The sequence below is a fragment of the Kribbella sp. NPDC050470 genome (assembly GCF_044458365.1).
In the GTDB taxonomy this organism is placed as follows: Bacteria; Actinomycetota; Actinomycetes; order Propionibacteriales; family Kribbellaceae; genus Kribbella.
The window spans coordinates 87,435-100,860 of record NZ_JBITHV010000020.1 but is presented as its reverse complement, the minus strand read 5'-3'; the positions used below and the strand labels follow the sequence as shown (position 1 = coordinate 100,860).

Annotated in this window: 16 protein-coding genes; 11 read left to right on the top strand and 5 right to left on the bottom strand. The window is 70.6% G+C overall.

Annotated elements, in window-relative coordinates; all coding sequences use genetic code 11:
• A partial coding sequence (locus tag ACIBGM_RS43020; RefSeq protein ID WP_396388840.1) for an IS110 family transposase occupies positions 1–1,220 on the bottom strand: 1,220 nt, incomplete at its 3' end.
• Between the two features lie 127 nt (positions 1,221–1,347).
• The gene (locus ACIBGM_RS43015; protein ID WP_360534693.1) at positions 1,348–2,286 is read right to left on the bottom strand and encodes a WYL domain-containing protein; all 939 of its coding nucleotides are present in this window, start codon (positions 2,284–2,286) and stop codon (positions 1,348–1,350) included.
• Positions 2,287–2,408: 122 nt separating this feature from the next.
• Between ACIBGM_RS43015 and ACIBGM_RS43010 the strand changes: the two genes are divergently transcribed.
• The 5 genes from ACIBGM_RS43010 to ACIBGM_RS42990 are packed head-to-tail and all read left to right on the top strand — an operon-like array spanning position 2,409 to position 6,115.
• On the top strand, positions 2,409–2,966 hold the full coding sequence (locus ACIBGM_RS43010; protein ID WP_360534691.1) for an RNA polymerase sigma factor: 558 nt from the start codon (positions 2,409–2,411) through the stop codon (positions 2,964–2,966).
• A complete protein-coding gene (locus tag ACIBGM_RS43005; protein ID WP_396388839.1) occupies positions 2,966–3,781 on the top strand; it encodes a zf-HC2 domain-containing protein in 816 nt (271 codons plus the stop codon). Before ACIBGM_RS43010 ends, ACIBGM_RS43005 begins: the two co-directional genes overlap by 1 nt.
• Positions 3,778–4,647 carry an ATP-binding cassette domain-containing protein gene (locus tag ACIBGM_RS43000; protein ID WP_360534687.1) on the top strand — a complete coding sequence of 290 codons (870 nt, stop codon included), beginning with the start codon at positions 3,778–3,780 and terminating at the stop codon, positions 4,645–4,647. Before ACIBGM_RS43005 ends, ACIBGM_RS43000 begins: the two co-directional genes overlap by 4 nt.
• Positions 4,644–5,519: a hypothetical protein gene (locus tag ACIBGM_RS42995; RefSeq protein WP_396388838.1), complete on the top strand. Its 876-nt coding sequence runs from the start codon at positions 4,644–4,646 to the stop codon at positions 5,517–5,519. The genes ACIBGM_RS43000 and ACIBGM_RS42995 overlap by 4 nt, the downstream gene beginning before the upstream one ends.
• Entirely contained in the window at positions 5,516–6,115 is a 600-nt protein-coding gene (locus tag ACIBGM_RS42990) for a hypothetical protein (protein ID WP_396388837.1), read from the top strand. The genes ACIBGM_RS42995 and ACIBGM_RS42990 overlap by 4 nt, the downstream gene beginning before the upstream one ends.
• Here the strand turns inward: ACIBGM_RS42990 and ACIBGM_RS42985 are convergent.
• The gene (locus ACIBGM_RS42985; protein WP_360534681.1) at positions 6,066–6,605 is read right to left on the bottom strand and encodes a DinB family protein; all 540 of its coding nucleotides are present in this window, start codon (positions 6,603–6,605) and stop codon (positions 6,066–6,068) included. The genes ACIBGM_RS42990 and ACIBGM_RS42985 overlap by 50 nt on opposite strands.
• A gap of 53 nt (positions 6,606–6,658) precedes the next feature.
• Between ACIBGM_RS42985 and ACIBGM_RS42980 the strand changes: the two genes are divergently transcribed.
• From ACIBGM_RS42980 to ACIBGM_RS42970, 3 genes are read left to right on the top strand one after another with little or no spacing between them, the layout of a single operon-like run.
• Positions 6,659–7,609, top strand: coding sequence for a WYL domain-containing protein (locus tag ACIBGM_RS42980; protein WP_360534679.1), 951 nt, complete (start codon positions 6,659–6,661; stop codon positions 7,607–7,609).
• Positions 7,602–7,913 carry a DUF1905 domain-containing protein gene (locus tag ACIBGM_RS42975; RefSeq protein WP_360534677.1) on the top strand — a complete coding sequence of 104 codons (312 nt, stop codon included), beginning with the start codon at positions 7,602–7,604 and terminating at the stop codon, positions 7,911–7,913. The genes ACIBGM_RS42980 and ACIBGM_RS42975 overlap by 8 nt, the downstream gene beginning before the upstream one ends.
• Positions 7,914–7,950: 37 nt before the next feature.
• Entirely contained in the window at positions 7,951–8,508 is a 558-nt protein-coding gene (locus ACIBGM_RS42970; protein ID WP_396388836.1) for an isochorismatase family protein, read from the top strand.
• A gap of 13 nt (positions 8,509–8,521) precedes the next feature.
• Here ACIBGM_RS42970 and ACIBGM_RS42965 read toward each other — a convergent pair whose 3' ends face one another.
• A complete protein-coding gene (locus tag ACIBGM_RS42965) occupies positions 8,522–9,448 on the bottom strand; it encodes an NAD-dependent epimerase/dehydratase family protein (protein ID WP_396388835.1) in 927 nt (308 codons plus the stop codon).
• Positions 9,449–9,552: 104 nt separating this feature from the next.
• Here ACIBGM_RS42965 and ACIBGM_RS42960 point away from each other — a divergent pair, with 104 nt between their 5' ends.
• Positions 9,553–10,290 (top strand): VOC family protein, encoded by a 738-nt coding sequence (locus tag ACIBGM_RS42960; protein WP_396388834.1) that lies wholly within the window; start codon positions 9,553–9,555, stop codon positions 10,288–10,290.
• A gap of 119 nt (positions 10,291–10,409) precedes the next feature.
• The gene (locus tag ACIBGM_RS42955; RefSeq protein WP_360534669.1) at positions 10,410–11,261 is read left to right on the top strand and encodes a metallophosphoesterase; all 852 of its coding nucleotides are present in this window, start codon (positions 10,410–10,412) and stop codon (positions 11,259–11,261) included.
• Here ACIBGM_RS42955 and ACIBGM_RS42950 read toward each other — a convergent pair.
• Positions 11,242–12,384: a helix-turn-helix transcriptional regulator gene (locus ACIBGM_RS42950; protein ID WP_360534667.1), complete on the bottom strand. Its 1,143-nt coding sequence runs from the start codon at positions 12,382–12,384 to the stop codon at positions 11,242–11,244. The two genes, ACIBGM_RS42955 and ACIBGM_RS42950, sit on opposite strands and share 20 nt — an antisense overlap.
• A gap of 136 nt (positions 12,385–12,520) precedes the next feature.
• Between ACIBGM_RS42950 and ACIBGM_RS42945 the strand changes: the two genes are divergently transcribed.
• Positions 12,521–12,868 (top strand): hypothetical protein, encoded by a 348-nt coding sequence (locus ACIBGM_RS42945; protein WP_396388833.1) that lies wholly within the window; start codon positions 12,521–12,523, stop codon positions 12,866–12,868.
• The last annotated feature ends 558 nt before the right edge of the window (positions 12,869–13,426 follow it).

Below are 13,426 nucleotides of genomic sequence, written 5' to 3'. Positions count from 1 at the left end.
CGGGTCCAGCGGCCCTGGTCATAGGCGGCCTGGTCGCGGACCAGGGCGAACGCGATCCGGTTCGCGCGGTGCGCCAGCGCGCAGGCAATGACCCCACCACGTTTCCCGCGTGCCTTGAGCCCGGCGGCGTAGGCCTTGGCGGCCGGGTCGCACTGCCACAGCCCGACACCGAGATCGATCAACGCGCGGCGGAGTTCGACGCTGCCCTCGCGGCTGATCGAGCCGTCGCGGCGGTGGCCGGCCGACTCGTACTGCATCGGCGACAGCCCGGCTGCCCGGTAGATCTGGCGGGCACCGGGCCAGCGGGCCGGATCCCCGACGCCGGCGCCATACCCGCTGGCTCTGACCACTCCCCAGCCCGGCACCGTGATGAGCGGCTGGAACGGGCTGACCGGCAGCAGCCGGGCCAGCTCGGTCTCCGCTGCGCCGATCTGCTGGTCGAGATCGGCCAGCAGGGCCAGGTCCGCGGCCAGCACCTGCCGGGCCACCGCGGCATCGACGGTCGCCAACGCATCCCGAGCAGCCGCCACCAGCCGCTCGGCCAGTGGCCGACGGACCTGCAGGCCGCGACCGGCGGCGAACCGTATGAACCGGGTCACGCCCAACGACGCGAGCCTGGCCGGGTCGGTGAACTCAGCGGCGATCAAGCGCCCAACCTTCGTGCCCAGCACGTCGGGCAGCACCAAGGTGAGCCCTGGGAACGACCGGTCCAGCTGGCCGAGCAGCTGGTTCTTGGTCGCGGTCCGGGTCTGAACCCGCCGGGTCCGGTGCGCGACCCAGGCCACCAACTCACCGATCACCACGTCCCGGCCCGCCACCGGCAGACCCCGACCGGCCAGGAGCAACTCGGTGATCGCCTCCAGGTCGACCGCATCGGTCTTCACCCGACGACGGCCCTGCACCCGGCGCTGCTCGGTCACATGCGCCGGGTTCAACTCCAGCAACTCCCACCCAGCCGGCCACGTCGACGTCTCGATCAGCGGCAGGTGGTAATGCCCGGCAGCCTCCACTCCCACCCTCACCGACTCCCCGGCCCCGGGCAGCACACCCCGCACCCGGTCCACCACCTGCGACAGGCTCGACCGAGTCATCGTGAACTCGACCGGACCCAACAACCGATGCCGAGCGGCATCAGTCACCGACAACACCGCCGAGGACTTGCCCACATCCACCGCCACCACCACCGTGGACGATGTAACCGCAGCAGCATGCACAGACACCGAACTCACCTCCGGAGCGAACGTCAGAAGGACCACGGCGCGCCAAACGCCGGACCCACGAAGGAACCTGATGGGTCCCTTCTGACACCTCCGGAGGTGTTCGTGAAGGGGCTACGCCCGACCTATATCAGCTGTACCGGTCGGCCAGCTCACGCCCGAGCCGGGCCAGCTCTGCCTGCACCGACGGCGGATCGACGACCTCGATCGAGCCACCCCAGCCGGCCAGGTGCTGCGCGATCATCAACGGTGTCGGCGCGGTCACCTTGATCCGCACGCGGTCGCCGTCCATCCCGTCGACCTCGCAGTGCCGCCCGAGCCGGTCCTGCATCACCCACAGGTGCCGCTCCTCCATCAGCACGGTCGCGGTCAGCCCGGAGCGCCGTTCCTCCATCTGCTCGACGACCTCGTTCCACGCCGCGGACAGGTCGAAGTCCGCCGGCCGTTCGAACGGCTCATCGGTCACCTCGGCCGACACCACCCGCTCGACCCGGAAGGTCCGCTGTCCCTTCGGCGTCCACGCGATCAGGTACCAGATGTCGTCCTTGTCCACGAGACCGAGCGGATCGACCATGCGCTCCGACGGCTCCCGGCCGCGTCCTGTGTAGACCAGTCGGACCTTCTTCCGTCGTACGACGGCGTCCTGCAACTGCTGCACCAGTTCCGGGCGTTCCTTCACGTTCTCGCCCCAGCGCGCCGGATCGATCACGACCGCCTCGGCCGCTGCCTCGGCGTGCTCGCGGAACGTCTGGGGGAGCGCCCGCACGAGCTTGCGCAGCGCGGCCTTCGCATCCGGTGCGATCGACGCCGCCGGCCCGACCAGCAGGAACAGCGCCTGCGCCTCCGGAGCGGTCAGCCCACTGAGGTCCGTCCGCGCGCCGCCGATCAACTGCCAACCACCGTTGCGCCCCGGCTGTGGATAGACCGGGATCCCGGCCGTCGACAGCGCCTCCAGGTCACGCCGCGCGGTGGCAACCGAGATCTCCAACTCGTCCGCCACCTCGGCCGCGGTCACCCGCCCGCGCGCCTGCATCAGCAACAGCACCGCCACCAGTCGATCCGCCCGCACCCGACCATGCTCGCAGACAAACCGCTCAGCTGCTGAGCACTTATCCCAGCCACTGTCAGTGGCTGCAGAAGCACGGAAAATCAGGTCGATCCGGAAGCGAGCTCCGCTGCGACAGTAAGGACATGAGCACCCTGTCCGACACCGAGCTGCTGCGGAACATCTCCGCGGGCGACGAGTCGGCGCTGCGGATGCTCTACGAACGGCACGCCGGCTGGCTGCTGCTCCGGCTGAACCGCCGCTGCGGCAGCCAGGACGTCGTGGCCGGTGCCCTGCAGGACACCTTCGTCGCGGTCTGGCAGTCGGCCGGGCGGTTCCGCGGCGAAGGTGACGTCGCGGCCTGGCTCTGGGGGATCTCGATCCGGCGACTCGTCTCCGCGCTCCGCGGGCACCCGGCCGCCGACCCGCTCGGCGACGACGTCGTTGGGTCCGCCGTACCGGCCGTCAACAGTGCCGAGGACGAGTTGCTGCGCGGAGTCGAGTACGGCGACGTCGGACGCGCACTGCGGACGCTGCCACCGGAGCTCCGCGCGACGCTGCAAGCGACCGTGATCGACGGACTCACCACGAAGGAGGCGGCCGTGCTGCTCGGCATACCGCAAGGCACCGTGAAGAGCCGTCTTCGAGTGGCCAAGAGCCGCCTGCGCGACCAACTGATGCCGACGCGGGACGGGAGGATCTGATGACCTGGCACCTCGGTCCCGAACTGCTGGACCGCTACGCCGACGGTGACCTGGACCTCGCCCGCCAGTCCGCCGTCGAAACGCACCTGGTCGCTTGCGCCGACTGCCGGCGGCTGACCTCGGCCAAGGCGCCGCAGGACCTGCTCGCCGACATCTGGCAAGGCGTCGAGATCGCCACCGCCCGGCCGCGGCTGCCCTGGCCGCTCCGGCTGGCACAGAAGCTCGGCCTCGCCGAGACCGACGCCATCGTCCTGCGTGCATCGAGCTCCCTCTACCGACCCTGGCTCCTCTCGGTCGTCGGCGCGTTCATGATCGGTGTCGGCGGGTCGATGCTGCCGGCCGCGCAGCAGCGTGCGTTCTACCTGCTATTCGCCCCGTTGCTCCCGGCAATCACGGTCGCAGCGGCGTACGACACCACCGACCCGATCCGCGAGCTGGCCGCGGCCACGCCGTTCAGCAAGGTCCGCATCGCCTTGTTGCGGACGGCATCCGCGGTGGCCGTCGCGCTGCCCGTCGTACTGCTCGCTGGGCTCGTCCTGCCGTTCGTCGGTGCGGATGCGTTCGCCTGGCTGCTGCCGGCACTGACTCTCACCTTGCTCGCGCTCACGCTGCTGACCTGGTGGACCGCAGCGGTCACCGCCTGGGTCGTCGCCGTTCTCTGGCTCTCAGTGGTCGGAGTGCTCCGGTCGGCCGATCAGCTCAGCGCAGTCGACACCCCGTTCGCCCAACTGGCCTTCGCTGTCGCAGCCCTCCTGGCGCTGGCCGCTCTCGCCATCCGGCTTAGCTCGCACCATGCACCAGGAGGCTACGCATGACACCCCAGATCGCCGTCCTCGACGGCGTCACCAAGTCGTACAGTGGTACCGAGGTGCTGCACCGCACCGACATCGGATTCGACCGCGGTGTGATCGGCCTGCTCGGCCCGAACGGCGCCGGCAAGTCGACCATGCTCCGGCTGCTCGCCACCGCCATGCCGCCGACGACCGGCCGGATCGTGGTCAGCGGCCACGTCGTCACCGGCGGGATCGCGGACCGAACCGAGGCCCGTCGCCGGCTCAGCTACCTGCCACAAGAGGTCGGCATCCCGCGCCGGATGACCAGCTTCGGCTTCCTCGACTACATCGCCGTGCTGAAGGAGTGGAAGGACACCGACGCGCGGCACCGCGAGGTCATCCGCGTCCTCGGCCTGGTCGGACTGGCAGACCGGCGGACGAAGCGCGTGGCGGCGCTGTCCGGCGGGCAACGCCGGCGCCTAGCGCTCGCGCAGGCGCTGATGGGCGAGCCCGACCTGGTCGTGCTCGACGAACCGACGACCGGGCTCGACCCGGAGCAGCGGGCGTCGCTGCGCGGCATCCTCTCGTCGTACGCCGATCGTGGCGCCGTGCTGATCGCGACCCACCAGACCGAGGACGTGTCCGCGCTTTGCGACCGGGTGATCATCCTCGACGACGGCCGGATCCGGTTCGACGGCTCGGTCGCGTCGCTGATCGCGATGGCCCACGGACAGGTGTGGATCGGCGCCGAGGTGAACTCCGGAGCATTGTCCTCCTGGCGCACCGGGACCGGTGAAGTGCGATCGCTCGGTGGGGTTCCGGCCGTGGGCAGCCGTCCGGCCGAGCCTGCGGTCGAGGACGCGTACCTGCTCGTCCGGAGCGAGACGATGATCGGAGAACCGCGATGACTACCGCCGTGGTCGCCGCCCGGCCGGCGTCGATGCTCGGCCAACTGGCGCGCAAGGAGATCGGCCGCTACGCGTCCCACCCGCTGTTCCTCGTCGGCACCGCGCTCGTCGCGTTGAGCTCGATCGGCAAGCCCGACGGGAACATGTCGTCACTCGGCAACGTGATCGCGCCGGCGACGGGGTTCGGCGTGATTGGCCTGCTGGTGATGGCGTCGCTCACCCGGACCTCCGACCAGATCGCGTCGGCCGCCGGCGCGGTCGCGGTGACCGAACGGACTCGGACGCTCGCGCTGGTCTGTGCATTGATCGTGCCGTTCGCGGCTGCCGTCTGCTGGCTGGGCTGGGCGCTCTGGGCCTACCGGCACTGGCCGCCGCCTCCCTACGGTGCGCCGTTCGGCGGCATCGGTGACGGCTGGGTCCTCGCGAACTTCGTCGCGCTCGGCCTGCTCCCGGCCGTTGGTGGTCCGGTCCTGGGGCTGCTGGTCGGGCGCTGGGTGCCGCGACGCGGTGCGGCACCGCTGTTCGCCGTACTGCTGGTGGCCGAGACGATCCTGATGCAGGGGCTGTTCGAGTCACTCCGCTACGTTCGGCTGGTCGCGCCGTGGACCTACTTCGCCGGTCCGTACGGCATCGAGGGTGACGCCGACCGGATGATGGTCCTGACCGGGTCGCCGTACTGGTACTGCGTCTACCTGGTGGTGCTGTGTGCGCTGGGCGTCGTCCTCGCGCTGCTGCACGACCGTGAGCGTCCACGCCGTCCGATGCTGATCCTGCTGGGTGTCATCGCGATCCTCGCGGTAATCACAGCGACGCTGGCGATCACCACCGGAGTGCAGGACGTGATGATCAACCCGCTGCGGTCGCGGCCATGATCCGGTACGCCGCCCGCGCCGTTCCCTGGGGTCTCCTGGGGATCGGTGCAGCGCTTGTTGTCGGACTGCTCCTGTTGGTGGAGCGCTGGCCGTACGAGCTATGGCCGTTGCAGGGCACCGCTGTCGGGTTGCTCGCGGCAACAGTTGTCTGGTGCTACCCGGAGCCGGCCGCCGCGGTCGTCGACACGCTGCCGCGGGGTCTCGGGTGGCGTACGGCGACCCGCTCGGCCGGTGCGGTCGCAGTCGTGCTGGTGTGGCTGGTCGCCGTCCGGGAGACGCGGGCAGGGTACTTCGGTCACGCGCTGGACGTCGCGTGGCAGGGGATCGCCCTAGCGGTCGCAGCCGCCGGCCTCCTCACCTGGCAGCGGTCCCGCGGATCCGACGGCCTGGCGCGAGCCGTCTCGGCCGGAATCGTCGGAGTCGCGTTGTTCGTTGCCCTGGCCCGCCCGTTCGCGGACGCCGTCCCCGTGTTCCCCTACATGGCGGACGACGACTGGGCCAGGAGCCGCTGGCTCTGGGCGACGCTGCCGGTGGCCGTGGTGCTGCTCAGCTTGGGGCGCCCTCGCCGACCAGGCCGTCGATGGACTCGCGGATGAGGTCGGCGTGGCCGGTGTGGCGGGCGTACTCCTCGATCATGTCGACCAGGATGTAGCGCAGGCTCGCCGACCGGCCGTTGCGGGACCGCTTCGCGAGCTGGTCGATGCCGCCGGTCGTCAGCGCCTCCTCGACGGCCTTGCGGGAGCGCTCGACCGCGTCCTTCCAGAGCGTCATCAGCTGCTCGGGGGAGTCGTCGGCGGCGCTCTGCCACTCCCAGTCCGGGTTGGCGTCCCAGTCCACCGAGTCCCACGGCGCCGGCAGCTCCCGGTCATGCAGCCGGCCGGTGAAGTACTCGTCCTCGACCAGCGCGAGGTGCTTGAGCAGGCCGCCCAGCGTCAGCGTCGACGGCGGGTGCTTGGCCGCGAGCCCGTCCGCCTCGAGACCGCCGCACTTCCAGGCGAAGGTCCGGCGGTTCCGCTCCAGCGCGCCGACCAGGGTGTCGATCTCGCTGCCGGCGATCGGGGGCTCCTGCAGAATCTCGTTCTCCATGGCTGCAGACTACAAACTGTTCCGGACGGTTCTCTTCCGGAATAGTGGGCCTCATGGCGTACGACGAGAGTCCGACGGCCCGGACGTTGATGGTGCTGGAGCTGATCCAGAACAGTCCCGGCATCACCGCCGAGCAACTCGGGGACAAGCTCGGCGTCTCCGAGCGAGCCGCCCGGCGGTACGTGGCGATCCTGCGCGAGGCCGACGTACCGATCGAGTCCGTCCGCGGCCCGTACGGTGGATACCGGGTCGGGCGCGGACTGCGGCTGCCACCACTGATGTTCAGCACCACCGAGGCGCTCGGCCTGGTGATGGCCGTGCTCGAGGGGCCGCGTGGCGCGGACGACCCGGTCGAGATCGCGCTCGGCAAGATCGTCCGGGTGCTGCCTGAGCCGATCGCCCGCGCGACGGACGCCGTACGGCGGGTGAGTGCGCGCGGGCCTGATCCCGGGGCGCGGACGCCGGACCCGGAGATCACCGCGCAGCTCGTGACGCACAGCACCGCCCAGCGGCGGGTCGAGCTGTACTACGAGCGCCGCCCGGGGGAGGGCTGGACGATGGACGTCGACCCGTGGGCGGTCGTCGTACGGCGTGGTCGCTGGTACCTGCTGTGCTGGTCGCACACGAAGTCGGCCAAGCGCGTGCTGCGGATCGACAAGATCAAGCGGGTCGATCCGCAGGACACGATGTTCACCCCACCCGAGGACCTCGATCCGCTGGCGTCGGTGGAGGAGCATCTCGCGCTGGGCTGGAAGTACAAGATCGAGGTCGTCATCGACGCGCCGATCGCGGACGCGGCCTGGTGGATCCCGCGGAGCATGGGCCGCATGGAGGAGATCGACGCGGACCACACCCGCCTGCTCGCCAGCACCAGCGAGCCGGACTGGTACGCCGCACAGCTGACCGCGATCAAGGCGCCGTACCGTATCCTCGGCTCGCCCGAGGTGCAGGAGGCCGGCCGGGCGCTCGGCCGACGTTTGCTGGAGGCAAGCAGCTGTGACTGAGATCGAGTTCGCCGGCGAGATCTGGTACTGGCGCGGGCCGGCGCCGTTCTTCTTCATCACGGTGCCGGAGGAGGAGAGCGCCTACTTCGAGGCCGAGTCGAACTTCGTCACCTACGGCTGGGGGATGATCCCGGTCCAGGCCGAGATCGGCGAGACCGTCTGGGACACCTCGATGTTCCCCAAGGACGGCCGGTACGTCCTGCCGGTCAAGACCGCGGTCCGGCGGGCCGAGGACCTCGACGACGGCGACGTCCCAACCGTGCGGCTCCGGCTGCGCAGCTGGACTGTCGGTCGGGACCGCTAGCGTTTCGTCCTGCACCCAGCACAGGGAGAGAACTCAGATGTCCACGCTGCCAGAACGCCCCAACACCGCACTGCTCGTCATCGACGTCCAGACCGGCGTCGTGTCGGGAGGGCACGAGCGCGACCAGGTGGTCGCGAACATCAGCACACTGGTCGGCAAGGCCCGCGCCGGCAGCGTGCCCGTGGTCTGGGTTCAGCACAACAGCGAGAACCTCGTGAAGGACAGCGAGGACTGGCAGCTCGTCCCGGAGCTGAAACGGTCCGAGTCGGAGCCGCTCGTCCACAAGACCTTCGCCGACTCCTTCGAGGACACCGACCTCGAGGACGTGCTCGCCGGGGCCGGGATCGGCCGGCTGTTCGTCAGCGGCGCGCAGACCGACGAGTGCATCCGCTCGACCATCCACGGCGCCTTCGTCCGCGGGTACGACGTGACGCTGGTCGGCGACGCGCACACCACCGAGGACCTGTCCGAGTACGGCGCCCCGACGCCGGACAAGGTGATCGCCCACACCAACCTGTACTGGCAGTACCACAAGGCCCCCGGCCGGACCGCTGCGGTCGAGAACACCGCAGACGTGACCTTCACGGAGGCCTAGCGGTTGTCCCCGCCTAGCCGTTGACCCAGGCGGGGAAGCCGTCGCGCCAGCTCGGGTACTTCGGCGTCCAGTCGAGCTCCTTGCGCGCCTTCTCGTTCGACGCTCCACGGACCGTGGTCATCTGGGCCAGGACGAACTCACCGGCGATCAGCCGGCCGAGCCATCCTGGCAGGTGCATCGGCGGCTTGGCGCCGGCCACCTCGGCCAGGTACGGCAACCACTCGGCGACCGGCGCCGGGTCGTCGTCCACGATGTTGTAGACGCCGGGCTCACCCCGTTCGATCGCGGCGAGCGTGGCGGCCGCGGCGTCGCGGGTCTCGATGAACGACCAGATTCCGCCGCCGCCGGCGACGATCGGCATCTGCCGTTTGCGCACCATCTCGACCATCGCGTCCGACGCGCCGGGTCCGTAGAAGGTCCCGTAGCGCAGGACGATGCCCTCCGGGGCCTTCTCCTGCACGGTCGCGTCGACGTACTTGATCGCGGCGAGCGTCCTGGCCGCGGACGGGACCGGCTTGCTGATGACGGGATCGGTCTCGGTCTTCACCGGCCCGCCGGACTGGTCGTAGATGAAGTTGTGGCCTTGGGCGACGATCCGGCGGGTGCCGGCTCGCTCGGCGGCCGCCAGGAGGTTGTCGGTGCCGCGGGTCCGTAGCTCGTTGGTGGCCGCGAACACCTGGTCGACCTTGCGGAGGCTGCGCATCTCGGTCAGCGCGGTCATCTGGTGCACGATCACGTCGGGCTCGGCGGCGTCGACCGCGGCGATCACGCCCTCGCGATCCAGCCCGTCCACGACGACCGGCTCGGCGCCCGCCGTACGCAGCTGCGCGACCTTGCCGGGGGACCTCGTGGTGGCGGTGACCTGGTGGCCGGCCGCGACCAGACCAGGGACCAGGTGTCGGCCGAGTGCGCCGGTCGCTCCGGTGACGAAGACACGCATTGTCGTTTCCTTCCCATCGTGTTGTCGCCCTGAGGACACCGCCCGCTGCAGCCCTGTGACATCCACTGGCCGCTTCGGATCCGCGCGGACATAGGATCGGCCGCATGGCGACACGGCTTGTGCAGGTGACGATGAAGGCCCGGGACGACGACGCGGTCGGCCGGTTCTGGGCGGACTCGCTCGGCTGGGGGGTGTCCAGTGAGGGGCCCAGCGTGACCAACGTCGAGCCGAAGGGCTTCAGCTACCCCGATCCCACCGCCGTGTGCGTCGACGTCCTCGCCGTCCCGGAGCCCAAGACGGTGAAGAACCGCGTGCACCTCGACCTCGCCACCACCTCGGCGGCCCACCAGGCGGAGCTGGTCGCGCGGCTGCAGGCTCTCGGCGCGACGCCGGCCGATGTCGGCCAGGGCGACGTACCGTGGACGGTTCTCGCCGACCCGGAAGGCAACGAGTTCTGCGTGCTCGAGCCTCGGGAGATCTACCGGGACACCGGGCCGATCGCGGCCGTGGTGGTCGACTGCCTGGATCCGCGGGCCATGGCCCGGTTCTGGGGCGAGGCGATGGACTGGACCGTGCACGAGGTGACCGACGGCCACGCGAGTCTGCGCTCGGCCAAGGGCGTCGGGCCTTATCTGGAGTTCGTCCGGACACCCGATCCGAAGACCGGGTTGAACCGCGTCCATCTCGACGTCCGGCCGTACCCCGGTGACGACCACTCGGCGGAGGTGGCGCGACTGAAAGCTCTCGGCGCCACCGACGCCGACGTCGGCCAGGGCGACGTACATTGGGCCGTCCTCGCCGACCCGGAGGGCAACGAGTTCTGCGTCCTCACCCCACTCTGACGCGCCTCGCCGGTAGGCTGGCTGGACACGACTGGCGCGGGTGGGTGTGACCACCGGGGAGTGACCGCAGGGCATCGACCGCCTGGGTGCCCGAGGCAACGATGCTGAGGAGCCTAGTCGTGACCCGTGTACTGCACCTGTCGGACACTCATGTCAGCAGGACCGGACCGGACGAGGACGGAGTCGACGGCGTCGCCGCGCTGCGGCAACTGCTGTACGACGTACGCCACATCCCAGCGCTGGACCTGGTGGTGGTCAGTGGCGACGTCGCCGACGACGGTTCCCGCGAGGGGTGTGACGTGGTCCGGTCGCTGGTCGGCGCCTTCGCGGCCGAGCGCGGCATCCCGCACATCTACAGCACCGGGAACCACGATCGCCGGGAGGGATTCGCGGCGGCTCTTGGTTTCGGCCACCTCGGGCCGGACGGCGCACCGATCGGACGCCGCACCGACCTCGACGGCCTGCTCGCGGGCGTGAGCGAGGTGAACGGGTTGCGCGTGATCACCCTCGACAGCCTGGTCCCCGGCGAGACGCACGGCGTGCTGGGACGCGACCAGCTCGACTGGCTCGCTGCCGAGTTGGCGACTCCGGCACCGGCCGGCTCGATCGTCGTACTGCATCATCCGCCGATCTTCGTGGACGCCATCCCGTACCTGGAGTCCGTCGTGCTGCAGGAGCCTTGGGCGCTGGGCGATGTACTCGCGGGGACGGATGTGCGGGCTGTGCTGTGCGGACATCTGCATCACCAGCTGTCCGGCTCGGTGGGCGAGAAGCCGGTGTGGGTGACACCTGGGGTCGTCACCCGGATCGACCTGACTGCTCCCAGTGCGCATGCCCGCGGCGTCCTCGGCGCCGGCGCGACCGTCGTGGACCTGAGCGGATCACCGACGTTCTACACCCTGCACGCGCGGGACCCGCGGGCCAACACCGAGGTCTACGTCTACGACCCGCTCACCGGCGCGCTCTCATGAGACCTCCGTCGGCGTCCAGCGGGCGTTGGGTGCCGATCGCGGGCAGGTACTCGTCGAAGAAGACCAGTGCGCGGAGTTCACGGCGGCTGTGGGTGCCGGTCTTCTCGAAGATCGACTTGAAGTGGTCCTGGACCGTCCACGGCGACAGGGACAACCGCTCGGCGAGGACTTCGGTGGTCAGGCCGCGGACGGCGAGACCGGCGACCTCGCGTTCGCGTTCGGTGAGGCCGTAGGACTCGAGCTCGAGGGCGATGGCGGTTTCGGGGCCGGCGCGCTGGATCACGATGGCGACGAGGTCGGATCCGGCGCCTTCGGGGACGGAGGCGTGCAAGGAGAGCCAGCCGGCCGCGCTGGGGACCTGCAGGGAGGGTGCCTCGCCACGCGCGTGCCGGCGCGCCACCGCGGCAAGTGCGAGGACCGACAGCGGTAGGTCGCGTGGAGCGGCCGGATCCGCCCGCGTCAGGTCGTCAAGGAGGACTCGGGCCGGGGGCGTGATCAGCTGGATCTCGTCGCGGCGGCCCAGCAGGATCAACCCAGGTGCCGCTGCGTGGTCCTGGCGGCGCGCGGCATCCAGGCGAACCGAGGCGCGCAGTCCTTCGGCGATCGGGCGGGACAGCCGCGCGATCAGCCGCGCCTCAGCCGCCGTGAAGTCGCCCGATCGCTCCGTGCGATGCAGTACGACGCAACCCCACGGGCGCCCCTTGGAGACGAACGCCGTACGCAGCTCGAAGGGCGTGCCGTAGGGAGCGAGGAACTCGCGGTAGCGGGCGCTCCGCGCCGGCCGCCCGCGAGTCGACTCGCCGAGGATCCCCACCGGGTGCCGGCGCCTCGCGATCGTGGCGAAGCTGTTGTAGTCGTCCCGCCGGTACTCGCTCGACAGCACGGCGTCGATCGCCACCGGCTCACTGTCCGAGGTCAGGAAGCCACCGGCCTTCAGCTCGACCGGGTCCGCGGTGGTCATCATCAGGGTGCGCGGGTCCAGGCCGTGCCAGCAGGTCGCGTCGATCGGGACCACACGCCGGATCCGCGCCGCGAGCTCGCGATGGAACTCGTCGCGCGGCAACCCCCGGACGGCCAGGCGCTGAACGTCGGCCACGAGGCGATCTGCTTCCCAGGCCGCCATGACCGCATTATCGGTCCGGCGCACGCGGCGGGGGCAAGCCGCGTGCGGGAAACATCCCAGATTTCCGGGCTTCTGGCCGGTCGGCGGAATCCGGAGCCTGAGAGCAGATCGCCGTACCAGTCGAGGAGGATGTGCGATGAACACGCAGACCGTGGCTTTCACTGTTCCGTTGCTACCGGGGATGACCGAGGTCGACCGCAAGGTGATGACGTCGTGCTGGCACGGCGAGCGCCGATCCGAGTACGAGGCGTCGCGCAGACGGCTCGGGATCGTCCGCGAGCAGGTGTGGATCCAGCCCACACCCGACGGCGACGTCGCGGTCGCCGTACTCGAGGCGGTCGACATCGCGGCTGCGCTGGCCGGGGTCTCGACCTCGACCGAGGCGTTCGACAGTTGGTTCCGCGACCACTGCCGGAGCGTCCACGGCATCGACCTCGAAGCCGGCTTCCCGCCGCCTGAGATGGTCCTGGACTACCGCGTCTGACCTGCCGACGCGCCGGCAGCCACTCCGCCAGGGCCGGGAGTACGGCGCGAAGGTTTCGTCCGGTGATCTCGACATCGGCCAGGGCGTGCAAAAGGTCACCGCCTGAGGCGGCGGCTGTTGTTGGCGCCTTCGGCGCGGCGCACACCGCGAAACGCGTGAAGGTTTTCGGCGGAGGGGACGCGCAATGGTCACCGCCTGAGGCGGCGGCTGTTCTTGTGGCGCCTTCGGCGCGCCGCAGGCCGCGAAACGCGTGAAGGTTTTCGGCGGAGGGGACGCGCAATGGTCACCGCCTGAGGCGGCGGCTGTTTGTTGGCGCCTTCGGCGCGGCGGGGATCGGTGGGCGGTTTGGGGCGGTTGGCGGACTGGTGGCGTGGGGGCGCGGCTCCGGGCTGCTTGATGGTGCTAGTCGTGGGGGGGGGGGGGGGGGGGGGGGGGGGGGGGGGGGGGGGGGGGGGGGGGGGGGGGGGGGGGGGGGGGGGGGGGGGGGGGGGGCGCGGGGGGGGGGGGGGGGGGGGGGGGGGGGGGGGGGACTCGGCGGAGGTGAGTTCGGACTGGAGG

Coding starts and splice junctions, on each gene's coding strand:
- ACIBGM_RS42980 (WP_360534679.1), top strand. CDS start 6,659: ATGGCGTACGACGAGAGTCCGACGGCCCGGACGTTGATGGTGCTGGAG.
- ACIBGM_RS43005 (WP_396388839.1), top strand. CDS start 2,966: ATGACCTGGCACCTCGGTCCCGAACTGCTGGACCGCTACGCCGACGGT.
- ACIBGM_RS42995 (WP_396388838.1), top strand. CDS start 4,644: ATGACTACCGCCGTGGTCGCCGCCCGGCCGGCGTCGATGCTCGGCCAA.
- ACIBGM_RS42970 (WP_396388836.1), top strand. CDS start 7,951: ATGTCCACGCTGCCAGAACGCCCCAACACCGCACTGCTCGTCATCGAC.
- ACIBGM_RS42965 (WP_396388835.1), bottom strand. CDS start 9,448: ATGCGTGTCTTCGTCACCGGAGCGACCGGCGCACTCGGCCGACACCTG.
- ACIBGM_RS42945 (WP_396388833.1), top strand. CDS start 12,521: ATGAACACGCAGACCGTGGCTTTCACTGTTCCGTTGCTACCGGGGATG.
- ACIBGM_RS42990 (WP_396388837.1), top strand. CDS start 5,516: ATGATCCGGTACGCCGCCCGCGCCGTTCCCTGGGGTCTCCTGGGGATC.
- ACIBGM_RS42950 (WP_360534667.1), bottom strand. CDS start 12,384: ATGGCGGCCTGGGAAGCAGATCGCCTCGTGGCCGACGTTCAGCGCCTG.
- ACIBGM_RS42960 (WP_396388834.1), top strand. CDS start 9,553: ATGGCGACACGGCTTGTGCAGGTGACGATGAAGGCCCGGGACGACGAC.
- ACIBGM_RS43010 (WP_360534691.1), top strand. CDS start 2,409: ATGAGCACCCTGTCCGACACCGAGCTGCTGCGGAACATCTCCGCGGGC.
- ACIBGM_RS42985 (WP_360534681.1), bottom strand. CDS start 6,605: ATGGAGAACGAGATTCTGCAGGAGCCCCCGATCGCCGGCAGCGAGATC.
- ACIBGM_RS43000 (WP_360534687.1), top strand. CDS start 3,778: ATGACACCCCAGATCGCCGTCCTCGACGGCGTCACCAAGTCGTACAGT.